19 protein-coding genes are annotated in these 24,560 nt (G+C 55.9%); 13 read left to right on the top strand and 6 right to left on the bottom strand.

Translation table 11 applies throughout. From position 1 onward, the window contains the following. Nucleotides 1-183: 183 nt before the first annotated feature. The 8 genes from KTH_RS00110 (at nucleotide 184) to KTH_RS00145 (ending at nucleotide 8,177) form a co-directional block, all read left to right on the top strand. Nucleotides 184-1,086, top strand: a complete 903-nt coding sequence (locus KTH_RS00110) for a hypothetical protein (RefSeq protein ID WP_497615680.1) — start codon at nucleotides 184-186, stop codon at nucleotides 1,084-1,086. 126 nt (nucleotides 1,087-1,212) lie between these two features. Next, on the top strand, nucleotides 1,213-1,917 hold the full coding sequence (locus KTH_RS00115) for a serine/threonine protein kinase (RefSeq protein WP_281278994.1): 705 nt from the start codon (nucleotides 1,213-1,215) through the stop codon (nucleotides 1,915-1,917). Between the two features lie 17 nt (nucleotides 1,918-1,934). Continuing rightward, nucleotides 1,935-2,921, top strand: a complete 987-nt coding sequence (locus KTH_RS00120; protein ID WP_497615681.1) for a toprim domain-containing protein — start codon at nucleotides 1,935-1,937, stop codon at nucleotides 2,919-2,921. 117 nt (nucleotides 2,922-3,038) lie between these two features. Then, entirely contained in the window at nucleotides 3,039-3,542 is a 504-nt protein-coding gene (locus tag KTH_RS00125) for a hypothetical protein (RefSeq protein WP_497615683.1), read from the top strand. 104 nt (nucleotides 3,543-3,646) lie between these two features. Next, on the top strand, nucleotides 3,647-4,261 hold the full coding sequence (locus tag KTH_RS00130; protein ID WP_497615686.1) for a hypothetical protein: 615 nt from the start codon (nucleotides 3,647-3,649) through the stop codon (nucleotides 4,259-4,261). Nucleotides 4,262-4,350: 89 nt separating this feature from the next. Continuing rightward, complete coding sequence (locus KTH_RS00135; protein WP_497615688.1) at nucleotides 4,351-5,109, top strand: hypothetical protein; 759 nt, start codon at nucleotides 4,351-4,353, stop codon at nucleotides 5,107-5,109. 88 nt (nucleotides 5,110-5,197) lie between these two features. Continuing rightward, nucleotides 5,198-7,702: a DUF6094 domain-containing protein gene (locus KTH_RS00140; RefSeq protein ID WP_497615690.1), complete on the top strand. Its 2,505-nt coding sequence runs from the start codon at nucleotides 5,198-5,200 to the stop codon at nucleotides 7,700-7,702. After that, entirely contained in the window at nucleotides 7,686-8,177 is a 492-nt protein-coding gene (locus KTH_RS00145; protein ID WP_497615692.1) for a hypothetical protein, read from the top strand. Before KTH_RS00140 ends, KTH_RS00145 begins: the two co-directional genes overlap by 17 nt. A 194-nt stretch (nucleotides 8,178-8,371) precedes the next feature. Here KTH_RS00145 and KTH_RS00150 read toward each other — a convergent pair whose 3' ends face one another. Then, nucleotides 8,372-9,232 carry a helix-turn-helix transcriptional regulator gene (locus KTH_RS00150; protein WP_497615694.1) on the bottom strand — a complete coding sequence of 287 codons (861 nt, stop codon included), beginning with the start codon at nucleotides 9,230-9,232 and terminating at the stop codon, nucleotides 8,372-8,374. Nucleotides 9,233-9,484: 252 nt separating this feature from the next. Between KTH_RS00150 and KTH_RS00155 the strand changes: the two genes are divergently transcribed. From KTH_RS00155 to KTH_RS00165, 3 genes are all read left to right on the top strand, one after another. Continuing rightward, nucleotides 9,485-10,933 carry an MFS transporter gene (locus tag KTH_RS00155; protein ID WP_497615696.1) on the top strand — a complete coding sequence of 483 codons (1,449 nt, stop codon included), beginning with the start codon at nucleotides 9,485-9,487 and terminating at the stop codon, nucleotides 10,931-10,933. Nucleotides 10,934-11,020: 87 nt separating this feature from the next. Continuing rightward, complete coding sequence (locus KTH_RS00160; protein WP_497615698.1) at nucleotides 11,021-11,467, top strand: hypothetical protein; 447 nt, start codon at nucleotides 11,021-11,023, stop codon at nucleotides 11,465-11,467. 156 nt (nucleotides 11,468-11,623) lie between these two features. Further along, complete coding sequence (locus tag KTH_RS00165) at nucleotides 11,624-12,013, top strand: DUF7715 family protein (RefSeq protein ID WP_497615699.1); 390 nt, start codon at nucleotides 11,624-11,626, stop codon at nucleotides 12,011-12,013. Nucleotides 12,014-12,581: 568 nt separating this feature from the next. Here the strand turns inward: KTH_RS00165 and KTH_RS00170 are convergent. Beyond that, the gene (locus KTH_RS00170) at nucleotides 12,582-12,836 is read right to left on the bottom strand and encodes a helix-turn-helix domain-containing protein (protein WP_497615701.1); all 255 of its coding nucleotides are present in this window, start codon (nucleotides 12,834-12,836) and stop codon (nucleotides 12,582-12,584) included. A gap of 314 nt (nucleotides 12,837-13,150) precedes the next feature. Here KTH_RS00170 and KTH_RS00175 point away from each other — a divergent pair, with 314 nt between their 5' ends. After that, the gene (locus KTH_RS00175) at nucleotides 13,151-13,447 is read left to right on the top strand and encodes a hypothetical protein (protein WP_497615702.1); all 297 of its coding nucleotides are present in this window, start codon (nucleotides 13,151-13,153) and stop codon (nucleotides 13,445-13,447) included. A gap of 515 nt (nucleotides 13,448-13,962) precedes the next feature. Here KTH_RS00175 and KTH_RS00180 read toward each other — a convergent pair. From KTH_RS00180 to KTH_RS00195, 4 genes are all read right to left on the bottom strand, one after another. After that, nucleotides 13,963-15,246 (bottom strand): MFS transporter, encoded by a 1,284-nt coding sequence (locus KTH_RS00180; protein WP_497615704.1) that lies wholly within the window; start codon nucleotides 15,244-15,246, stop codon nucleotides 13,963-13,965. Between the two features lie 215 nt (nucleotides 15,247-15,461). Next, nucleotides 15,462-18,692, bottom strand: coding sequence for a winged helix-turn-helix domain-containing protein (locus KTH_RS00185; protein ID WP_497615706.1), 3,231 nt, complete (start codon nucleotides 18,690-18,692; stop codon nucleotides 15,462-15,464). Nucleotides 18,693-18,810: 118 nt separating this feature from the next. Further along, complete coding sequence (locus tag KTH_RS00190) at nucleotides 18,811-18,939, bottom strand: hypothetical protein (protein ID WP_497615707.1); 129 nt, start codon at nucleotides 18,937-18,939, stop codon at nucleotides 18,811-18,813. A gap of 421 nt (nucleotides 18,940-19,360) precedes the next feature. Then, nucleotides 19,361-21,001 carry an FAD-dependent monooxygenase gene (locus KTH_RS00195; RefSeq protein ID WP_497615709.1) on the bottom strand — a complete coding sequence of 547 codons (1,641 nt, stop codon included), beginning with the start codon at nucleotides 20,999-21,001 and terminating at the stop codon, nucleotides 19,361-19,363. A gap of 308 nt (nucleotides 21,002-21,309) precedes the next feature. Here KTH_RS00195 and KTH_RS00200 point away from each other — a divergent pair, with 308 nt between their 5' ends. Next, nucleotides 21,310-24,489 carry a winged helix-turn-helix domain-containing protein gene (locus KTH_RS00200; protein ID WP_497615711.1) on the top strand — a complete coding sequence of 1,060 codons (3,180 nt, stop codon included), beginning with the start codon at nucleotides 21,310-21,312 and terminating at the stop codon, nucleotides 24,487-24,489. Nucleotides 24,490-24,560: the final 71 nt, after the last annotated feature.

A 24,560-nucleotide genomic window follows, 5' to 3' on the forward strand; every position in this document is an offset into this window, starting at 1 on the left:
GAGAGATCTCTCCTCTCTTGCAGAACCCATCTCACCGCAAGAGAGAGACGAACGTATCGATTGAAGCAAAGAAAGGAGGGTAACGCGCACAGAAGACTGAACCTGTGATCCCTGAGCGTGCATTTTGGCTCATGGGCGAACCCTCCTTTGCTTCTCCATCTCTTCACCAAAGGAGGAAACCCCATGGCACACCCTTCCAGCGTTTCACAGGCTCAACTTGTTCCGCAGGACGTTTCTCAGTCACAGAACTCTCGCAGTTCTCGGCCACAGGACGTTTCTCAGCCACAGGACGCTCACAGTTCTCGGCCACAGGAGCAAGCCATTTCACAGCCACAGAACGCGAAAAACGCTCAAGCGGAGCAGGGCGTCTCGCGACCACAGAGCGTGAAAAACGCTCAAGCGGAGCAGAACGTCTCGCGACCACAGAGCGTGCAAAACGCTCAAGCGGAGCAGAACGTTCCGCAGCAGCCGCGTTTCCAGAAAAAGAAACGCATCCAAAACGCACCGGAGGCCGCGCTCGTCCCCGTTGCCGGACACCATATCATCGTCGAGATGAAAGCTCCGGCTCCGGCTCCGCAAGGGATCACCCCTGAAAGCGTGGCAGCGGCAGTGCACTTCTGGGAAGCTGAGTACCAGCAGGCAATGGCGCAGTATAAAGCTGCGCGCGCCAAACTGCAACAAGCCCTCGAGCAAGCTGAGTATCATCACATGAGGATGATCCAGCAGCAGGAACAGCATATTGCTTTCCTGCAAGAGAGCTTGCAGCAGCAGCAGTATATGGATGAGTACGCCTTCCACCAGGAGGCAGAACGACTCCGCTGGTTTGGGCTCTTCAACTACGCAGTTGGGGTGCGCTCATTCATCATGAGGCATTCCCCTGCACCGCAGAGTCCAGCGACGCAACAACTCCATATGTCTCTGCGCCATGCCATTCAGTTGCTCGAGCATCTCCAGCAGGCACGATGGGATCAGAGTCCCATCGTCCAAGCGGTGCAAGAAGAAGTGCGCCTCGCCGAACAGCAGGTGTCCTTCTGCAAGCACAAATGGCTTGAGGCCCGCGCCACCCTGCGTGGACTCATCCACTAAGCTGCCTCGTGCAGGACGCTGAACCTGATCCTCCTCGATCAGGTTCTTTTTTTCCACCTTGCTCACCCACGTCCTGGTTTCCGTTGCTCCATCTGTTCTCTAGCGAAAGGAGTCTCTTCTCTGTCTCTGTCTTGTTTTGAAACCACAACACGCTATCGCACGCTTCGGCTTCTCGGAGAAGGATGCGGGGGAACCGTCTTCCTTGCGCGTGATCTCCAGCGCCGTGCCCGCGTTGCCATCAAGGTTGCAACGCCAGAGAAAATACACCACGAAGCGTCTGTGCTTCAGCTTCTGCACGAAGCGTCCCTCCCCGTCCCCGCCGTCCTTGACACGCTGGAGCTGGAAGAAAACCAGTCTGCCCTGGTGATGGAATATATTGCAGGCACATCGCTGGAGAAGGCGCTCAAGGCCCCGCTGTCCTCGTCGCTTGCCATCTCCCTGGCAGAACAGCTTTTGCAGGGCATTGCCAGCCTCCACCAGCACCAGTTCGTGCATGGTGATATCCACTCCAGGAACATCCTGCTTCACCGAAGCAAGATCTGGCTCATCGACTTCGAGCAAGCACGCAGGGTGACAACCACCAGCCATGCCTTTGGCCACTCACCGTTCTGGTATGACTGTTACCAGCTCTTCACCATCCTCCAATGCTTTCTCCCTCGGCTACCACATCCTTTGCAAGCATGGAATGTCCAGGCAGGAGCGCTGCTCGCCACACCTGACCTCCAGGCAGGAGCGCTGCTTGACCTCTGGCGTTCGTGCAAAGCAGCGGCCGCGCGCAAACGGAACCTGGCCGCCTTCCTCCCAATGTTCATCCAGAAACAAAGTCGCTAGACAAGAAAGGAGATCCGATGGTTGTTTCTCTTCCACTCGCACAGCTCGATCTTCGCGACATTCGAGACACCGGCACCTACCTGCGGGCCTTTTGCCCCATTCATGGGAGCGATCATCAACGCTCCCTTTCGATCCATAAAGCGAGCGGCCGCGGACGGTGCTTCTGCTGTCAGGAACGGGTCATCGTCCCTGAACTTGCCGCCTCTGCTGGCCGCAGCGCCCTTCACCGTTCCGCGTCGCCCCCCTCCTGGCAGCACCGGGAAACAGCCCTGCTCAAGCAACTCGCAGCCCACGGCGTCCTTCGCCTGGATCGCGAAGAGGCCTGGAATGCCCAGGCCTATCTGGAAGCCCGTCATATCCCCCTTGCGGTGGCTCAGCGGGCTGGAGTGAGCTATCTTGCCCCGGGAGCCGCCAAACGGTATGGGGAGCCGCTCCTTGCACGCTGGGAGGATCGCCTGCTCTTCCCGCTGGCGCTGCCCACCCAGCCTGAGCAGCGCGGCTATGCGGGACGGCTCCTCACAGGGTGGCAGAGCGTCCCCCATGAAGGCAAGCACAAAGAAGTGCTGGCCCACGAACAGAAACCGCGCTGGATCAAGACCAATCCGGCGGGCTGGTTCTGGCAGCCGTTCACCCCGGCACAGCACCCCATACCACTCATCCTGGTAGAGGGGCCCTTCGACCGGCTGGCACTGCTCTCCGCAGGGTTCGCTCCCGAAGAGGTGATCTCCCTGGTGGGCATCGCGCCAGGAATCGAGCCGGGCCGCCTTCCGCTGCGAGCGGGCAGTTCCATTCTGCTGGCCTTCGATTCCGATCCAGGCGGGAAAACAGCGGCCAAACGCCTCCAACAGCAACTCCGCCAGGCAGGCTATGATGCCGTCCTGGCGCTCCCACACACGGAAGGCCAGGACTGGAGTGCGCTCTGGAGTCGGGCCGGCCGTGATGGCCTCGACGCGCTCTACGCGTATCATGCGCTGCTTGCTCATGAGTTCTCAAGCACGCGCTAAACCGGCGTGCTTGCCTCCCTGACCCGTGTATCCACATCACAAAAGCGCAGGCCCCGTTCCCTCATCTCTTCTTTACGCGTGGGAACGGAGCCTGTGGAGAAAGGAGAAAATCCTTCTATGGGAAATATACCAAAAACGACCCTGGAAATCAAGCATGAACTGGCCGCACAGGCCATTGAGTGTGGCACCCTGGAAATCTTCACCCAGTTCCTCAGATTGACGCCTGTTTTCCTCATGCCTCTCGAACGAGCCCGTCCCCTGGGAAACCAATACCAGCGCGAATGGGCCGTTCATGTGACGACTCGCCCATATCCCAACGGGCCCGTCTACTACGCGACCTTTTTGGCCGCCCAGGCGTTCGGAGGGCTCGGGGGAGAGCGATCCTGGAGCCTCGTCTTTCCCGACCGCTTGAAGGGGACAGAGGCGCTGGAGCTGGCTCATCAGTTGCAGGAAGAGCTGCAAACGTGCCTGCGCCAGGTCCTTGAACGCGCCCCCCTTGCCGGGAAGGTCATCTGCCCTGCCCGGTATCGTCTCCCCGACGAGTGGGTCTGGTCCGTCCAGAGCACTGCCGCCTCGCTGGTGTACCGAGAGGGACACTGGAGGCTTGCCGCTCTCCCCTAGCGCCCTTCCCGGGTGCATCTGCTTGCTTGCTTGCTTGCGGGGCTGTCCCCCCAGTGGTGTCGCCCCGCTCGATCATGTTCTGCATCACACCTTCAGGAGGTTCTATGACACCGCACCAGCAACATCCCGTTCAAACCATCCTGCTCCACGGGAAACCCTCTGTCCCCGTTGCCGAGCGCTTACGTCTGCTCCACGAGCATCAGGTCCCTTTCCAGATCCTGGAAAGTGGTCCTGTGCCGATTGGCGACCGCCTTCTCTGGCGGGTCGTCATCTCCATCGAGACACAGCAGTATATTGGCAATGCAGAAGTCAACTTGCAGGCGCCCAAGCACACGCCCGATGGGACACATCCCTTTGAGTGTGCTGAGACCAGTGCCCTCGGACGCGCCCTGGCGTTCGCCGGCTTTGGCCTGCTTGAGAGCATTGCGAGCGTCGAGGAGATTGCCCGCCCGCCACACACGACTCGCGCAAAGCAGTCTCCCGTCACCACGCCACCGACGGATGCGGAGCAGCCAGAAGCGCAGATGCCTCACAGTGTCTCCTACCCGGACAACCAATTTCTCGATTGGGTCGCTCGCTCTGTCGAGCGCGATCCCAATCGCATTGCCCGCATCTGCCAGACCTATCAGGTATCACGCCTGGAAGACCTCTCGCAAGCGCAACGAGAGCATCTCACCCGGCTTCTCAAGCGGGAGCCCCGCACGCTTCCATCTGCCTGAGTCCGTTCCACTGCTGTTTCTGAGCCCGCTTGCCGCTCGCGCGAGCGGGCTTCTTGCTTCCTACCCACCATTGTGAAGGAGGTGTTTTCATGACCACACCCGCTCATCGTTGTGTCGCAACGCCACCCCATGCGGTGCCGACCGTTCTCTCTGCGCCGCTCTCGGGCAAGCAACAGATTACCCCTTTTCTGCCTGACGGACCCATCGGGGAAATCGAGGCCGATGGACAATGCGTCCTCGTCACCGCCCTCGCAATCAATCAGGCAAATGAGGTCATCTTCCTCAGCCTCGTCGGGCGAGACACGAGCTCCAGTGCCGTCCTCGCACAACTCTGGCAAGGGAAGCAGCTGCCCCTTTCCGTCCGCAAGCCACACCTCTGGCCCCCATCCCCCCACGTTCAGCGCAGCAAAGAACTTACCTACACATCCATCACATCGACACTGCCCACCAGCAAGATGGTGCACACCATCACCATGCCCCACACCGGGCATATCCAAGAAGGGCTTCTTCACCCCCCCACCACGGTGAACCCACACCCCCACCATGCTGAGCACCTCGTCCCAGTCAGCAAAGAGCGGTTTCTCTTCGCCAACTGGGACGAGGAGGAACCGCACAGCAGCAGTTTTTTCGGCCATCTGCATGCCATGCGCATCGTCGTGCTCTACCGGGGCGAGGCGGAGCTCCAAGAGCACTGGGCTGCTGAGCTCTGGCAGCGCGGACTCTGGCGCAGCCTCATTCTCCCCTGTCCGAGCCTGGGCATCCGGGCCTGGCGCATTGAGCCAGACGTCCTGGCCTGGAACGCCCTCATTGGCCAGGGCGTTCGTGACGGCTGGCTTCCCTGGCGCTAAATCCATCCTTCGGTCACCTCTTTTTCATGCTCATGCCCTGCTCTGTGCCTGCAGAGTGGGGCCATTTTTTTGGAAAGGATGTTTCTCTATGGCAAACGGAACCTTACCGAACCTTGCCCACTCTTCTTTTGTGCGGACGCCGCCTGCGGTGGCAGAACGCATCAGCCACCTGCTCTCCTTCCCAGCTCCACAGCAGGGGCACGTGACGCTCCTTGATCCCGCATGCGGGGAAGGTGATCTCCTCCTCCCGTTGCACCAACGAGACCTCGCCCAGCTTCACCTGTATGGAATTGAGATTAGTGCCCAACGGGCACAACACGCCCGTGAACGGCTCCCTGTTCGTACCAGCATCCTTCCTGTTGCCTTCGAGGGCGTCCGTCTGCCCAAGGAGAGCTTCAGCGGCATCCTCATGAATCCGCCGTATCTGCTCGTCAACGGCAAAAGGGCGGAGTATCGCTTTGCCGTTGCATGCACAGAGGCCCTGGTTCCTGGTGGCATTCTCGTCGCAATCGTTCCGGCCCGCTCCGCCTGGAACCACCATATGGCCTCCCTTTGGAGCCAGTGGTATGAGGACATCCGGGTGTGGCGTTTCCCTACCCGCCGCGAAGGGGAAACAGAAAGCCCCTTCGAGGCGTATACCCAGATCGTCGTGATCGGGCGCAAGCGAGCACAGCCGCTGGAAGCAAACGAGCGCGAGAAAGAGCGTCTGCTCGGTTATCGCTGGCGCAAAGATGCTCATGGTCAGGAGGGATGGGCCGGGCACACGCCACCGCCGGCCCTGCCAGAAGCTCCGGAGCCGCTCTATGAGCTCCCCCCCATCTCCTCCCTCCCCCACCTGGAGGTTCGGCACGCCTCTGAGCAGCTGATGTGGGAAGAGCTGGCGCAGCATGGCGCTCACCGCACCCAGGAATGGAAGGCTGCCACCTGCTGGATCGCTGAAGAGGAGCAGCGTCAGCCTCCCGCCATGCCCTATACCGGTCCAGCCCATGTCGCCGCCGAACTTCTGACAGATATCCTCGGCGGGCAGGTGCTCTGCGGCCCGCAGGAGGGCCCAGAAGCAAGACCATACCTCTTCACCGCCTTTGTCAGCACCACCTGGGTGGATCTGCCGCTGGACAAAGAGACAGAAGAGGCCCTCACCCAGCAAGGGGTGACACGAGCGCAAGCAAGCCAGAGCCAGGACTATCCGGTCCTGGGCGTCCTCGACCTGACGACTGGCCAGGTGACCTACTATACGGATCATCAGGTCTTCGACTTTCTCCAACCCTGGATTCCTCGCCTCGCTGAGCGCATGCTCTCCCAACGGCAGCCCCTGTATCAACTGCAACCAGAGGACTGGGAACTCGCGGTCATCTCACAGTTCGGCCGGGACAGGCAACTCCCCAACGCTTCCCTCCCAGGCCTCGCACCAGCCCAGATACACCGTGTCATCGCCCACGCGAGACTGCTTGATATCCGGCGCCGGGGAGCCATCCAGGGAGAACCGGGAACTGGCAAAACCCGCATCACAACCGCCGTTGTCGCCCGGCAAGCCTACCTCTGGCGGTATCGAAACACGATGCGTGCGCCCCAACAACAACCCGACTGGATCCGGCAGCTCCGTCGCCGCTGGCTCAAAAACCCTCGTACGCTCGCCATGCTCGACCTGGAGCCTGTCTTTGGGCAGCGCTTGCAGCAGCAGCAGGGACAGGCCGTCATCCGTGAGGACACCACCTCCCGGCACATCGTGGCCTATCGGCATCGTTCCACCGGGCGCCTTCTGCTCCCAGAAGAGGCTGGCCCCAGGGCCTTCCCTGCCCTGATCAGCACACCGAAGAAGGTCACGAAAGAGTTTGAGAAAGAGATCAAGGCAGCCTGGCCACAAGCAGAAACGGTCCTCATCGAGCGCTGGCGCGATATCCTCCGCTGGCTCGAACGCTGTGCCACAAGCGATGCCCCTGCGGTGATTGCCATCGTCTCGCATTCGCAGTCCCGCACATTTGGCCGAGAATGGCAGCCCGCTGTGCTCGAACGTCGCAGAAGGAGAACACGAGGCCTTGCAGCGGGGCCGTTCCTGGCTCGGGCGCAGGAGCATCTCCCCAAGCGCCTGCTCCTGTTTGCCAGCCAGGAAAGGCCGCCCGTCTGGCAACAGTGCCCACAGCCTCGGTCGATTATCGTGCCCGACGAGGCGACAGCCCCCAACACCCAGGCCTGCAATAGCAGCCCCCGCGCTCCGGTCTGGAAACCTGAAAGCCCTCACAGTGGAAGAAGAGGCAACGCAACCCAGCGCGTCGCCTCCACCCAGAGAGCAGAACGCCTCACAGCAAGAGGCGCACCCAGTGGCTCCGTCTCCAGAGAAGGCCCCTGCCGCTTCCCCCAACGCGCAGGAGGAACCAGCACGTCACGCCCCCTCAAAACGGGCAAAACAGCAGCGCATGCCAAAAAGGAGCAAACAGACGATGCTGACACAAAAAGAGCTACGCCATATCATCTGAACCAGCTTCTGGCTCTCCCAGGGTTCAGCAACCCTGCAAGAAGAGTTCCTCGCCCTTGTCGCCATCCTCCTGCATCCTCAGGAACCATTTCCCCTGCAATGGATGCCCCTGGTCAGTGAAATCACAGAATCAACGCTCCGCCTCCAAGCCAGCGAAGCACATCCCGAGATCAAGGGCACAAAAGAACGCATCGAAAGAGAGGCATGGAAGTTTGTCGCCTTCCTTCTCGCTGCTCTACAGCACCCACGGGACCAGGAGATCACAGGAGGAGAGCTTCAAAACCTCTTCGCTCGACTTGTCGCCCAGGATTACTTTTATCTGGTTATTCGAGGATCAAGAGACCGACACAAGCAGCACAGCGGAAGGAGCCGGCTAGACCCCTCTTTCTCGCATGTGGTTGCGTACTGCATCCTGGGACAGACAACCGGGTGCGCCCTTTTGATGCTCTCTTTTCTCAACTCCGAGCAGCGCAGGTTGTGGCACATTACCGACAGCAGCACCAACTCGCAGCAACCGCTCATCGTTTTGTACAAACGCACCCCAACCTTCCTCCAGAGCAAGGGACACACCTGCAACACGCGTCGCCTCTTTTAGGGACTCCCAAGCACCAGGAAGAGCCACAGAGAGACCCAGAAGGAGCAAGGTTATCTTGGAAGGCCTCACCCCACGGGTTGTGCAACGAGATAAAGAGAGAACAAAACGACGAATAAGATCTGGGCAAAGGAGAGAGACGAGTGATGTTACAAACCAAACTACTTTCGGTTTCCTATCGATCCATTATCAATCTCTCATGGGTTTATCCATCCCGCTTTCTTGACAAGCAGAGCCTCAAGCCTCTGTGCCGTCTTTGATGCCGGATCAGGTAAAAAGACACACAGTTTCAGATCTGGCGAGGAATTGATCTGAAACGTCACATAGCCGAACACGAGATGCCCAATCAGGGGATGTTCAACCTCCTGATTAGAAGAGGCCGTCTGGCGTACCTCATGCTGAGGCCACCACTGACGAAATTCTCGACTGACGCGTGTGAGCGTGTCTATGAGTTGGAGAAAGCGTGTGTCATCTGCAAGGCGTCCCGATTTCGAGCGAAAAATGGCCAGGGCCTCTTGAGCATACTGCTCCCAATTCACCAGACGCTGTCGAAACGTGCTTTCAGTAAAACACAGCCAGATAATGTTGCGCTCGCTCTCTGGTAGCTTGCCGAAGTCCCCGAAAACAGCGCAGGCCGCCTGATTCCAGGCCAGAACCTCACAATAGGGTCCACAGATGAAGGCAGGACTTACCCCCTGATTGTCGAGCATACATTGAAGCAAGGGGTCAAGCTGGTCTTTATGCTTGAAGTCATCAGGCACATAGGCCTGATTTGCCAGTTGAAAGAGGTGCAGCCGTTCATCAACTGAAAGCAACAACGCGTCAGCAATACTTTCTAAAACCTGGCGTGATACATGCAAATCACGACCTTGCTCCAGCCAGGTGTAGTACGCTACGCTGATATGAGCGGCTGCTGCAACCTCTTCACGGCGCAAGCCAGGTGTGCGGCGGCGTCCTCCCGGAGGCAAACCAATATCCGATGGAGCAAGGCGAGCACGCCTGCTTCGTAAAAAATCGGCCAGTAACATCCGCCGTGTTTCATCTGTTCCTACTGTCACATCTTTCTCCTTTCTCTATCCTGGTAATACCATTCATAGGAAAACGGTTATCTGGCTCCAGAAACAGCTTCGATAGCATACTATCCTCATGAGGAATCCCTGCGCTCCCTCCACCGGCTTCCTGGGAGGCATTCCTACGTATTACTAGAAACCCTGTGCGGTCTCTCTATTATGCCATTATCACGAAGCCAGGTACAAAGCGAAGGAGGCAGATTCATACTCTCCAGCAAACTAGCAAAGGATGATTACTTTATGCCCAAACAAAGAAATATATCAACTCCTGTTCCTCATGTAGAGGTTTGTCTTGAAACAACGACCCCGCAGGAAATCCTGGAGAAAGAGATCCCGCAAGGGAATCAGTGGCTCTTGCTGGTCGTCATTTGCCTGGGGTGGTTTATGTCTGCGCTTGACACCACCGTCGTTAATCTTGCATTAAAGAATATCGGTGAAGATTTGCAGACTGATATTACCGGTTTGCAGTGGGCAGTGGATGGCTATGCCCTCATCTTTGCCAGTCTCCTCTTGACGGCAGGCGGTCTGGGGGACCGCCTGGGGCGAAAGCGCATGTATCTGATTGGGTTAGCGACCTTCACACTTTCATCGGGGCTATGTGGTCTGGCTCCAACGTATTGGATGCTGCTGTCAGCTCGTCTCCTCCAGGGAGGGGGGGCAGCGCTCATGGTTCCCAATATCCTGGCTTTGATTCATACCCTCTTCCCTCGTTCTGAGCAGCGGGCCAGAGCGGTGGCCTTCTGGGCAGTGATTGGTGCAGTGGCCTTAGCAGTAGGACCCGTTGTGGGCGGACTTCTGGTAAGCCTGCTTCACTGGCGCAGTATCTTTTTTCTCAATGTCCCGATTGGCATTGTGGCTCTGTTGATCTCGCTTCCTCCACATCGCATCCCTGAGACTATCAGGCACCTGGATGAGCGCGGTCTGGATCTGACTGCTCAGGTGATGGCGGTGGTAGGACTGGCATCGCTCACCATGGTCTTGATCGAGGGTGGACGCATAGGCTGGCTCTCGTGGCCTATTCTCACATGCCTCGCGCTTTTTATCGTGACGGGGATCATCTTTCTCATCTGCGAGGCACGCGGACGTAGTCCGATGCTGCCACTCCACTTGTTTGCCATCCTTACTTTTTCGGTGGGGATGATTATTGGGGCAGTGGAGAATTTCGGCTTCTATGGCTTTATCTTTCTGTTGAGCCTCTTCTTTCAAGATGTACAGCACAGCAGTGCTCTCGTAGCTGGCTTGGCCTTTCTTCCCATGACTGGAAGTGTCATCGTTGCCAATGCGTTAACAGGTCTTTTAACCAGTCGTATTGGTCCACGCATGTTGATGTGTGTTGGTTTGGCTCTCGGTGGTTCGGGCTTTTTCTCTCTACTCCTGCTCGATGCCGCTAGTCCCTATCTGGTTGCCTGTTTTGGCCTCTTTGCTATTGGCATGGGCATTGGCTTGACCATCCCGCCACTCACCATGATATTGCTGGGAGCCGTGGCTACAGAGCACTCGGGTGTGGCGTCGGGGGTATTGAACGCCTGTCGGCAAGTCGGGGGTGTGCTGGGCATTGCCCTCTTTGGCTCGTTGATCCAGGTACAAAGCAATTTCGTGCAAGGTTTGCATCTTTCTGCCCTGATTGCTGGCTGCGCAACTTGGTTAGTCTGCCTCCTCGCGTGGAGCCTTACACAACGTCAATTCTAAAACACTGCCTGGTTTCTATCCCTTTGAGGTGTATGAGGCCATCAAACAATGAGCCTTTTTTCTAATTAAGAAGAGCGCATTCGTTATATGATATCTGCTTCCGTCACGATCCAGATCACAGCGGAATCGAAACTCATGCCTTCCTGGATGGGAAAAGTGGCTGCCTTCGCTCAGGTCCTTACCCGTGTGGACATCCTCAATGCCGTCCAGGAGCGAGTGCGCTTCGCCTGTGCGCGCTGTGGCCAATACGATCTGATCGATTTTGTTGCCGTTCTGATCGTTTATGTAGTTTCTGGCGAATCCACGCTTGTGGCCTTTTATGAACGACTATTACCATTTGCTGAGCCGTTCACGCCCTGTTTGGGAGAAACCAGTTGCCCCATCGCTCGACTCTGTCCCGCTTTCTTGCCGCTCTCGATCAGCCCACTGTGGAAGCACTCCGCAAGCTCTTTCAAGAAGACCTGGTTGCCCGTAAACCGTTTGCTTCTCCAGGTGGAATGGTGGATCGAACAGGACAGTAATAGTAGGTTGTAGATGTGGATGGAACCAGGGCTACTGCTCGCCAACGTGCTCTCCGCAGACGGAGTCCAAGCAGATAGCTCTTGATCCCTCCTTCTAGCTTCTCCTATGTGTCTCCATCGTTCCCGTTTCACATGTCTTACCATTTTACCTGCAAAAGGAGAAAAACGTATGTCTCGAACACCAATCCTGCTCGCCACTCGCCTGAGCCAGGGGATGCGGCCATCAGACTGCTGTGACGCCCTGGCAGGTGGACCGGTGGATCTCCCGTTGAACGACTGTGACCCTGATGAACTCACCTTTGTCGGCCTCATCAGCGGACAGAGAACCACCACCATGCATGTTGCAGCGGTCCCAGCAGGCGAAGAGCATTTGCGCTCCTTGCTTCGCTTCTACTGGACACAGCATCTCATTGGTCTCACCACAGCAGAGTTCGAGGCATTTCTCGATGAGAGATGCGCCGAACTGCTGCGCATCGCAGCGAGCGTCCCCCTCGGCACGATCCTCGAACGCCGAGGAAACCAGCTCTGCACCCGAGAGCCAATTGAGCCCTTCCGTTAAACGGAGACCGCTTCGGCCTGCTTTGCCGAAGCGGCTCCCGTTGCATCAGTTTATACGGTAAGCCGTCATGAGACAGTTCCACCGGTCTTTGTGTGTTTTTGGCCCCTGGGAGCACGGCCCACTGTGTTGCAAAAACAGATACACTCCTCCCAAGCATGCTTCGCGTTCGCTAAGACAAGCCCCTTTCCTGGGAACAGAGGATCTGGCCATGCTTCTCCACATGCAGCTATCCAGGTAAGCCCCTTTTGCAAGAGCTCATGCCGCTCATCCCAATATCCAGGCCGCAATGAGGCCCAGAATCGTTTGGTGTGACATGTGCATAGAAATCTCCCAAAATGTTCAATTGCCCCATGATGGTGGATCGAAAGGAACCCAACGCTGAGTCTGAGATGTGTCCCTTTCCATACAGCGAGTTCCAACCCATCGCTTGATGTAGCCGTCAGCGGATCAAAGAAAGTGGTACGTACCCGAAGCACATAGGGCCCCGCTTGCGGCTCACACCGGCTCACTTTAGATATTGTTGACCTTACTTGCAGATAAGCTGTTGCCAGGTCAAATTCACGTCGTGTCATCTCCTCCATGCTCTTTCTCTCACCCAGGACAACCGGCGAAGCAACCGCACCAGTGTCTCTCCATCAGCCTGCTTCTCTGCGAGAGCACTCATACGAAGCTGACTCAGCTTTTGTAATGCATAGGAACGGGGGCGGCTCTCTCCGTTCTCCCACCGCATCACGGTTCTTGGAGAAACCCCCAGTTCCTCTGCAAACTTTGCCTGTGTTTGACCACGTTCCTGTCTGAGAGCACGAATTTCTTCTTTATTCATACGACCTCCATACTATTGACCAGAATCACAAGAGAATCAGAATAGAGAGGCGTTGCAGTAGAAGCAGCAGCAATTACTCAAATGAATTGAGCTGCAAAATTATTATAAACAGAATGTACACGCCCTGCAAGGAAACTTTCAAATCTTTATAGAATTTTAATACATAAGCTATTTTTCTTGTTGTTTTTTTACACAATTGCTATTATACTAAGAAAAGGGCTGGACAAACTGGACTATCTCTTAGGGGAAAAAATGAAGATACAGCAAAAGATCTACGACGGTGCCGGATCATTTGCGCTCGGCATTTGTGCCCAATGCGCCGACGACCTATGATGAGCTGTTTGCGTGCGTCCGGAGAGGTGGAGTTGCTGGTGCTGGATGATCTGGGCGCGGAGCAGCGGACGCCCTGGGCCAATGAGAAGCTCTTTCAGTTGCTTCATCATCGCTACAACGCGATGTTGCCGACGGTGATCACCTCGAATCGGATGGCGTTAGAAGGGAGAGACCATCGGATTGTCTCCCGTTTGCATGACCGAGAGCTGGTGAGACAGGTCATTATGCAGGAGACACAGGATTATCGCGTGTGTCTGAGTGGCATGCAGGCAGGATAGCTTGTAGGGTTCACGACGATCAAGGTGAATCCTACAAGATGGCGCCGGATTATTCCAGCCTCCGCGTTTTTTTCAGCTTGGTAGGATAATTCGCTTTAAAACGGGCTGAAAGAAAATGCGTAGGATCACGGGCACTTGTCGTAAGCAAGGGAACAGGCCATGTGGAGGTGCTGCCCCTGCGGCAATAAGGCCGTGTCAGAGAGAGGCTTTATGAGTAGTGTTTACATATTAATATAGAGTTAGAACTGTTAAAACTAGCTTTCGGCCTTTAACATATGTTACATACTACGTATTAGAACAAGTTTTTCTCTTGATTCAGGGAGGTACCAAATGAACGAGCAACAAAATATCTCTAATTGGAGAGTATTAGCGAATAGGTTCGTTTGGTCCGACGAAACCGCATTAGCAAACATACCTGAAGAAGGGAACAGACTCCGATGAGGTGTGGACGACGACTGTTCCATCACGATACCGGTCATGCTTCCCTCCTTTCTCCGTCCTGGTGGCTGTCACCATCATTCTGCTTTGTGCTCAGCCTCCGTCTGGTGTGCGTGCAGAGCAGGAACAGCCAGCAAGATCGAGCCAATAGCCAGAGCGATGATCAGTGCTCCAGACCAATACGGTGTGGCGTGACCGAACTCAACGTAGAGCAAACCACTGAACAACGAACCCAGGATCATGGCGAGTGATTGCATCGACTGACTGGCACTGCCAATCAGACCTTGCTGGCGCGGTCCGGCCAGACGTGACAGCAGACCGCGTAACGCGTTCTCCACCAGACCACTCGCACCAGCACCGAGCAATACCCCCCCGAGCAGCAGAAACGGCGAAGCGATCAGCGCAATCAATCCCACCAGAAAATAGCTCACCGCGATCAGTATCAGCGAACTGATGCTCAGTGTTACCTCGCTCACCGCTGAGAGCAGCTTGCCCACCAGTACGCCCTGAACCACAATATCGACCACTCCAACTACCGTCGTGACCATACCCGCAGCAGCGGCATTCCATCCCAGACTATCCTTTAACAAAATGGTCAGGTTTGCTCCCATACTCGGGAGCGGCAAGTAATAGAGGAAAACAGCGAGCAAGAGCCAGCGCTGATGCGTATGGGAAAACAGGCCGCCGAGTTGTTTGAAAGGATTGAGGGCGCGGAGGCTAATCGCGCTGATGCGGTGTTCTTTGTGCAGGCTCTCTGGCAGAAAGAAGAAACCCCACACGAGCGCAAGCAGAATGACGGCTGCCGCGACCAGAAAGGGAGTACTCAAGTTGAACGTCGCTAAGAGGCCACCGACACCAGGGCCAACAAGAAAGCCGACCCCGGAGAAGCTTCCCACGAGTCCGAAGTACTTTCCGCGCTCCTCTGGCCTGGTAATGTCGGCAACATAGGCGAAGAGGACGCCAACGTTGCCCCCGGTCAACCCATCGATGATGCGGCCCAGGAAGAGCAACCAGAGCGCTCCACCCAGGCCGAAAAACAGGTAGCCAATTGCTGAGCCAAGCAAGCATACAAACAAGATCGGGCGTCGTCCAAAGCGATCACTCAGCAAACCTAATCCGGGGGCAGCGAGAAGTTGGCAAATGCCATAGATCGAGGTAAGCACGGCCACGACCAGTGCAAGATTACCTGAATTGTTCAGATAACGTTGGGTCATAAAGGGGACCACAGGGCTGATAATGGTCATCCCCATAGAATTGAGAAATGCAACCACCGCGAGAAAGAAGATGGCCTTGCGGGAAGGTCTGGACATCTTGTCGCCGGATGATCCTGTCTGAGAGGTAAGAGGTCCTGATGTGCTCATAAATCAATCTCCTCGTTTTGAGAACGTTCAGTATTCGCTGAAAGACGGTTCGCATCTTTTTTAAGCACAGGTGAAACACCGGTTGCTACCGCTTCTCAGGTTGCCTCTACGATACTTCTCAGGAGGATGAGCCAGCCTCATCCGAGCGCATGATTCGTCGGATGATGTACGATACTGTCGTTTCATACGGGCATGTGGAGGCGGGAGAAAATGCTTTAGACGAGTTTCAGCTGAGTTGCAACAGCACTCGCTGCGAGACGGTTATGGACACCCAGCTTGCGATAGATGCTCTGAACATGGGTACGTATCGTATTGATTGAGACCACGAGGGCGCTTGCCATCTCAGCGTTGGAATTGCCCGCGATCAGCAGGCGCAGGACGTTCTGTTCCTGTGGACTCAGGGGTTCTGGCAGGAACGTTGAGCCACCACCAGCCTGCCCATCAGATGTACCGCTTTCCTGAGCAAAAGCACTCAGGATCTGCCGCATGTAAACAAGCAGTGCTTTCTCATGCAGAGAGGGCAGCAACGCGCGCAGCAGGTGAGCCAGTTCCTTCCCTTCATCGAGGAAGAGGCGCAGGTAGCCTTCACTGCGTGCCGTTTCGAGCACCTCCACGAGTTGCTCTCGCGCCTTCTCATACGCCTGAAGCCTTGCATACGCCAGAGCCAGCACCACCTGAACTTCTAGTCTGAAGTGCAGATGGCCAGTTCGCAACGTGGCAGTACAGAGCTGCTCTAGCAGTTCTATTGCCGCGATGGTTTCTGCCTTCGCCAGCAAAAAGCGTGCTCGCAGTAATTGCTCGCATTGGCGCTGATAGCGAGGCACTCTCTCCTCATTGTTCTGATGAGATGCCATCCAACGTCTCACTGATGCCAGATCGCCATCGGCAAGTTGAATACGCACAAGCTGGGCCTGGACTTCCCGTGAGGTATGGAGAGAGGCGGTTGTCTGTCTGCACGCTAACCAGGCGGTCAGGCGCTGCTGTGCCTGTGCTGCCTGGCCGTGTCTGTATTCAATGTGGGCCAGGAGCACCGAAGCGCGGGCCTGCACCTCTTCGATGTTCATCTGCTCCCCAAGCGCAAGAGCCTCCTGTGCGGCCTGTTCCGCTGCGGGCAGATCGTTCCACTGATAGAAAATTTGCGCCAGTTCTCCCTGGGTCCGAGCGATATCGTCATGATCCGACACACTCCTGGCCTCGGCCTGAAGCTGTCGCAACTGCTCTGCTGCCTGGCGTAGCTCGCCCATCTCAAAGCTCACACGGCAGAGCCTGCTCCTGGTGGCACGTGTGCCGGTAGGACTACCTTGCTGCTCGTTAAGGGGCAAGGCTGCAAGAAAGTGTTCGCGTGCTGTCGCTACAGTCCCGTTGTGAAGCTCGCCGATTCCTACAGCGGTCAGAGCCAGGATACGCCAGGTTACGGCTTCCCGGGGAAGCCAGGCCAGCGCCTGAGTAGCCCATGAGACGGACTGGAGGATCTTTCCCTCTTGACGAGCTAGCAGAGCATGGAAGGCGAAGACCTCGGCCAGCTTTGTGGTCGTGTTCGTCTCTCGCCACTGCTGCTCTGCCACCTGGAGTAGATGATGGATGCGCTCTTTGCAAGATGGCTCTCCCAGTGAATGGAAGAGCAGGTTGCGAGCAGCATAGAGACACAGATCAGGATGGTGTTCAAGGTCTGCTTCCGGTAAGCGTTCTAGCCAGCGCTTCAGGCGATACCATTCGGTGGTACCAGGTTCGTTGATCTGCTGATACTGTTCAAGGGATAGTGCAATCAAGCGAGTGGCACGATGGTAGGCTGCGGCGGTAAAAGAGGTTTCGATAGCTTCTGGAAGCAGTCCATGGGCCTCATACCAGGCGCTCGCGCGGAGTGCCAGTGCACGGATGCGTTCCTCACCCAGCCTTCTGCGCGCCTCCTGCTGCATAGCCTCGGCGAAGAGAGGATAATAACGCGCCCATGTTCCTTCCCAGTTTAACGGCATCAGAAAGCAGTCACCTTTCCGTAGCATGGTCAGCAGGCGTGCACTATCATCACGTTCAGTGAGAGCGTCACAGAGGGAGGCTGTGAGACGTGGAAGCATGCAGGTATGCAGCAGAAAGGTTTGCATCTCCTCTGGCAAGGTATGAAAAATCTCATGGAGGAAGTAGTCACGGATGTTCAATGCCTGACGTGATAGGGAATGCTCCATACCGCCAGAGAAGGCAGAAAGAATGGGTTCAATCTCCTGCTCGTGTGTGGCCCAGCGGAGCATTTCTACCAGGAAGCGCAAGCCTACAGGCCACCCTTCCAGCCTCTCATGGATCTGGTGAACAGTCCTGGGTGAGAGCGTAAAGGAAAGCTCCTGGGCGAGAAAGGCGCTAGTTTCTTCTAAAGAAAAGCGCATCAAGAGTGGAGAGATGTCCAGCATCTCATTACGCGCGTGCAGGCGAGCCAGGGAGAAAGGAGGATCGCCGCGTACGAGCAGAACCAGATGGAGTGATGCAGGCAGGTGCTCAAGGAAGAAACTAAGTGTAGCGGCGATCTGGGGCGAGGTGATGACGTGCAGATTGTCCAGGATGAGCATGCCAGGATGCTTAAGATGACTCACATCGTTGAGCAACGCAATAAGCATCGCGTCCAGTGGTTTGAATGATGGCAGCAGGTGTGCGTGGAGCAGATCCAGCGCACCCTTTCCGAGGTCGGGTTGTAATTGTTGGCAGGCGGCGATCAGATAGCGCCAGAAGCGAACGGGATCGTTATCACCTTCATCGAAAGTAATATAGGCCGCGTGCGGAGAATCCGGGCGTTGGGATCGTGTGGTCAGCCATTGGCTGACCAATGTAGTTTTGCCATAGCCAGCGGCCGCTGAGATGAGGGTCACTTTGTATTCCAGCCCCTGATTCAGCAGCGTGAGCAGATGATCACGCTGAAGTAACGAGGGCTGGTAGCGCGGTAGCTGGAGCTTTGGAAGCAGCAACGGTTCAAGGGATGGCGAAGCAAAAGGCGAGATTGCACGTTCCGCTTGTGGTGTCTGCTGTTGGGAATGCTGCGACTGTGGAGGCAAGGCAGCACCCTCAGACGAGAGTTTAGCCGCGATCTCCTCCAGCCGCTCCAGGCTCAATCGCGCACTCCGTCCGACGTAGCACTTGAGCACCCGCCCCTTGTGGCGCTGATAGGCGTACCAATAGCCCTCGCTGCCACGACGACGCTTTTCTTTGAGGAGACTGATTCGCCCATCATGGCCTTGAAAAGCAAATGCGCGGTGTTCCTCAAGCCATGCCTGCCATGCTCCTCCTTCCTCCGAGAGCTGGCAGGAGGTAGCATTTCCCTGTGTGATGAGCAGAGAATGTTCCTGCTTCCCAGACCGTTGTATCAGGTATTGTGCGCGCTTTGGCAGAGACAGATACTCCTTTCTCTCTTTTGTCCCCCAACACTCAGTGTGAATGAGTATACAACGATGCGTATCAAAAAACAAGTGTTCCCCAACAGGCAGATACCTCACATGGTTAAACTAATTCCCTTTCTTTGTTTGCAAGAGCACTCATACTTGCTACCGATGTTGGCTGGCAACAGAGAGTTCAACGACCTTTGCGTCAACGCACTCCTGTCTTCCCTGCCTGCGCTTGATTGAAGAGCAGCCCATCAGAAGGTGCTTGATAGACTTCTTTCCCATGAGGAAGAGAACACAGTCCTTTATCAATGTTGCTCACCAACGTCATCATTTTTGTGCTCATCCTCAGAATGCTCTGGCCTGGCAGGCAACTTTTGAAAGACTCCGACAACATAATCTCGTTGACTTCTTTGGTGTCCTGTTCTCCAGGACAGCCAACCGAAGAAAAAAGATGACGCTTTTTTTCAGCAGATCACGACAAAGATGTCTGCAGTGGTGGGGTAGCAATGCTCTTCTCCTACAAGCTTGATGCGATGGCACAACATCGATACGTTCCATGCTTATACGGCTGATGCGTGCGTACAAGTGTTCTCTGCTGCACTCACATCGTAGTATCAGTGGCACAAAGTGAAGCCAGGAGCCAGACCATCGCAAGCATTACACCCCAGATTTTTCCTTGCGAGGCAGGGTGAGATAGGGAGAAGAGGGACATTTCCCCTGAAGTCCAGCCCCTATCTCACCTTGATCTCGCTTCATTTCCCAAGTATGCGAGTCAAGACATCCAACAGCACCTGCTCTGGTTGCTCCCTGAGCTCGGAGGAACGCCAGGCGACGAAACCATCAGGGCGCACCAGGATCGTTCCGGTTGTGCTCACACCATAGGTCGTATACCAGCGTCCTTCAACATCGCATAACCCCTCAGGGCCTATCTGCCATACATCCAGCGCAATACCCAGACGATCGGCTACCGTGCGTGCCGCAGTCATCCAGGGAGTTCCTTCCTCACCGGCCAATAACACAAAGTTACGTCCGAACAGATCTATCGTCGAGAGACGCTCTCTAGCACGCTGAAGCACAATATGGGGAGCACGCGTTCCTGGCTCACCGCTCAACGTGCTCGGATGCTGTGCCAGGGGAGCTTCAGCCGAGTCTAATTCGGCCACAATTGCCCCCCGCTGGTAGCGGTAGCCGAAAATCAGCGAGGCATCATCTATCAGGGAACTGGAACCGCTGCCGGTACGATAGAAGAAACGCTGCATCGTCTGTTCCACCATCAACTTACCAACCGGGAATCGCTCCTCTTCGTAGGAAGCAAGCAGAGAAGGAGCCGCCTGACCCTTGAGGATCAGAGCCATCTTCCAGGCAAGATTGAAAGCATCCTGGATACCAGTGCTAGCCCCCAGCGCGCCAGTAGGCAGGATCGCATGAGCCGCATCGCCTGCCAGGAAGACACGGCCCCGCTGATACTGCTCGGCATAAAGAGCGGTCAGCTCCCACATCCCCACCTTGACAGTATCCCATGGGTAAGCGGGCAAAATCTTGATCTCAAGATCAGGTACTCCAACGGCGATACGAATCTGCTCAATGCAGCATTCATCGGTCAGATCCTCACGCCGTTCACCGCGCTCGGGATGCAGTGATGAGCTAAACATCCAGCGCCGCTTATTGTCGATGGGCATCAGAAAGCCCTGCCCATCGGGCAAGAGTGGGTTGCTGATGTAGCAGAGCATGATCTGTCGCCCCCGGAGAACCTCACCCAGATCAGCCTCAAAGATGATATTCGTTGCATGGGAAATCGTACCGGGCCCCAGCCTTGAGAAACCGAGTGCATCACGTACTGTGCTATGGTTGCCATCTGCACCCACCAGGTAGTTTGCCCGTACCTGCCGTGTGTTGCCACTTGCTCGCTCGCGAATAAGCGCAGAGACACCCTGCTCATCCTGCTCAAGCGAGAGGAGTTCGGTGTTGAAGCGAATATCAGCACCCATGCTCTGTAGCCGAGTCAGCAAGATGACTTCCAGTTGGTCCTGATCTATACTACCCCAGGATGTAGGTGAAGCGGCCTTCAGATCGTCTGCTCCCCCTTCAACAAGCCGCTCAATCTCGCGGCCTGCCAGCGATTCAACGCGCAAGATCTCGTTATTGCCGCTGATAGGTGAGCTAGCTGCACGGATGGTTGATTCGAGGTCAAGAGCTCGGAACAATTCCATAGTGCGTGGATTGATGGCTCGTGCCCGTGGAAGACGGGCAGGCGCTGGATGACGCTCGACCACCAGGGATGGAATGCCACGCCATCGGAGAAACAGCGCAGTAGAGAGGCCAACCAGGCTACCTCCCACAATAAGCACTGGTGTGGTTTCATCAAAGGTTGCATGCGGTATTCCTGTATTCATGTTGACACCTTCCATGTCTCTTTGTTAGAAGTAATCACGACAGTTTTTCTGGTCATCTGTCCTTCCATTGCAGGTAAAAGGCTTCCAGTGAGGAAAAGACATAACTGACACCTGAGAATATACAGGAGAAAAGGTGTAGGCTTGCTCACCCACAGGGGTGATTTTCGCCCCACTTTCATGGATTATCTTGCACAATTTGAGCCTGATCAGGCCCTGGGTATCACTTGCATATTCCCCGACGAGCAGCTACAATCACCTAAAAGGGAAATGTTGGGTATCATCAAAACAGCAAATGGAGAAGATTGTGTATGCCAAAGACGAGCACCTATATACTGCTCTGGTCCCCAGAAAACGATCACTATGAACTCTATACCCGGGACGATCAGGAGCATCCACTGCTGCAAGGCGACACCGACGCCTGGTTTGCCTGGCTGGCTACACACCATGCGCTCTCCTTCCGGGGCAGAAGCGGTTCTTTCTTTCTTCAAAAAGAGCGACGCAGCCATAGTCAGAATACCTATTGGTATGGCTATCGTCGTCAGGGCAGGCAGATGGTGAAAACATATCTTGGCAAAAGCAGCGCACTTTCCATGACTCGCCTGGAGGCCGCCGCTTGTACCCTGGGAAACGATACCCGCAGAGGCAACACAACACAGCTTGCAACTGCTGATCTCCCACAAGAACGCGGGCAAGCAAGCAAGATGACAGAGAAAGCGGAACTGATCCCCGAGCGAGACCGCCGTGTCCCTGTAGAGGAGGGACGGGGCGAAAAAGACCTGCTGTTGGTACCGAAATTATGTCCGCCGCGTTTACCCTCCTCGCTCGTTGCACGTGAGCGTCTGCTCAATCAACTCGACGCGAGCCTGAAGCATAAGTTGGTGCTAATCACCGCCCCGGCAGGTTCCGGGAAAACAACGCTGATGAGTCACTGGGTGAGTGAGCGGCGTTCACGCAACGACTTTCCCCCCGTTGCCTGGCTTTCCCTGGACGAGGGTGACAACAATCCCATCCGCTTCTGGCGCTATCTCTTGACAGCCTGTCAGGCATTCCATGCCGATATTGGGCGCGCCGCACTCTCCCTTCTGGAGCGAGAAGAAACGCTCCCCTTCTCGTCCCCATTGTTGAAGAGGGCCTTGATCCTCTTTCTGAACGACCTCACTCAGAAGCGAAAGCCTGGCATCCTGATTCTGGAGGATTACCAGGTTATTACAGTTCAGACCATTCATGAGATGATGATGTTCTTGCTCACGCACCTGCCCTTCACCCTTCATATCATCATAGTATCCCGGGTCGAGCCGCCGTTCCCGCTCACGGTCTTGCGTGCACGAGACGAGCTTGTGGAGCTTCATGCCAGTGATCTCCGCTTTACCTCTCAGGAGACTCAGTTCTTTCTGCAACAGGTACTACCTGTTCCATTAGAGAGTTCGACGATCACGCATCTCAACACGTATCTGGAAGGATGGATTACCGGGCTGCGTCTGCTGGCGCTGATTATGCAGAAAGAGCACTCCTCGCAGGAGCCCCTCGATCTCCCAGCCACCTTCAGAGGTAGCCATACCTATGTGCTCGATTACTTTGTCAGTCAGGTGCTCGATGCCCAGCCGAAAACACTCCAAACATTTCTTTTGCAAACGAGTTTTCTCAAACGCCTGACCGCTTCTCTCTGCGATGCTGTCACAGAACGAAACGACAGCCAGGCCATCCTGGAAGCAATCGAGCATGCAGACCTTTTCCTCCAGCCAATTGGAGGTGACGGGCAGTGGTACCGCTATCACGCGCTTTTCGCTGAAGCAATGCAAGCTGAGGCCAGGAAACGTCTCACGCACGATACCTATACCAGGTGCTTGATGCGTGCAGCGGCCTGGTATGAGCAACATGGCCTCTTGTCGGAAGCAATCGAAGTCTCTTTGCAGGCTCATGCCTATCCACAGGCAGTCGCGCTTCTTGAACGCTACATGGGGCAAGAGCAGCACGATACCGAGCGTCATAACATATACGCAATGCAGAGCTGGTTGCAGCAACTTCCTGAAACGCTGGTGTTGGCCCACCCGGCCTTGAGCTTCATCAACGCACAAGCCCTCACCTTCCTCTCTGCCTCTGACTACCTCACGCCAACAACCCGGGTTCGCATCCAAACCTTTTTAGATGGAGCAGAACGGGGATGGAGGCAGGCCGAGCTGACCCCCAAGCTAAGTGAAGTTATCGCGTTTCGTGCGCTCCTCGCTGCACGACTGTACTGCTTCACTGAAGCTGCGAATCTCGCCAGGCAGGCGTTGGCCGGGCTTTCCGACGAACAGTCTGTATGGCGAGCTATCTGCCTGGGTGTAATAGGAGGGACGGCACAGCAGGCAGGACAGCTTGCCACTGCACGAGCATGCTACCAGGAGACCCTCACCCTTTGCGAGGCGATGAATAACCGGCCCGGGCAACGGGTTGCGCTCCTCTCCCTGGGCGAAGTGTGCAACGAGGCAGGCGAATTACGGCAAGCCGCCATGTTTTTCAGGCAGGTAATAGAGCAAGCAGACGAGGACATCTCAGATCTGAGCAAAGCACTCGCAGGTCTGGCAGAACTCTCATATGAGTGGAATGATCTGGAACGCGCTGAGCAGGAGGCGCGAAAAGCACTTGATCTGGGGATACAACTGGCAGATGAGCCGCTTCAGGTACGACCGACGCTTCTCCTGGCGCGGATCTTCCACGCTCGTGGCAAGCTCCACCAGGCGCAGGATTTGCTGACGTCGCTACTTGCCCGCATGTACTCAGAGCGCCCTCCACATCTTTCTCGAATGATTCAGCTTGCGCAGGCACGTCTGTACCAGGCTCTCACTCCCCTTGCCGAACCTTTGCACTGGATTCCTCCACACACGGAACAGGAAGAGGAGATCCCCCGGCAGTATCCTCTCCAGGAGATATTACTGAAGGCCCGCTGGCTGCTCGCACAGGGAAACGCTATGGAGGCCCTGACGCTACTCGATCCCTGGGAAAAAGAAACCAGGGACTCCGGACAGCGCCGGCACTGGCTGGAGATACAATTGCTGAGAAGCCTGGCATATCACCAACTCAAACAGGGGGCAAGCACAAGATCGCTCTTGCGTCATGTTATCACCCTGGCAGCTCCAGAGGGATATATACGGCTCTTTCTCGACGAGGGCGAAACGCTACTCACCTTGTTGCGACCGCTTGTCTCTCGTATCCGCGGGAAGCATCTTCAGAGCTATCTTCAACATCTGCTGAAGCTATTTGCCGTCCAGGCCCGGCGGCTGCGCTCTACCACCCCTGATCGTTCCCCACTGACCGAGCAACTGTCACTACAGGAAATTCAAGTTCTTCGTCTGCTATCTGAAGGATACTCCAGGCAGGAGATAGCCAAAATGCTAGTAATTACAATTAATACCGTCAAAACGCACATCAAGAACATCTATCAGAAAATGCACGTCAAGAGCCGCTTCGAGGCCTGTGAACGAGCACGCCAGCTTGATCTTCTCTAGCCAGTCCAGGAGGAAATATAATCACACCATCAATGTTTGAGGGAAACCGAGCAGTGGCAAAGGTGGAAAAC

It is taken from the genome of Thermosporothrix sp. COM3 (genome assembly GCF_059696735.1).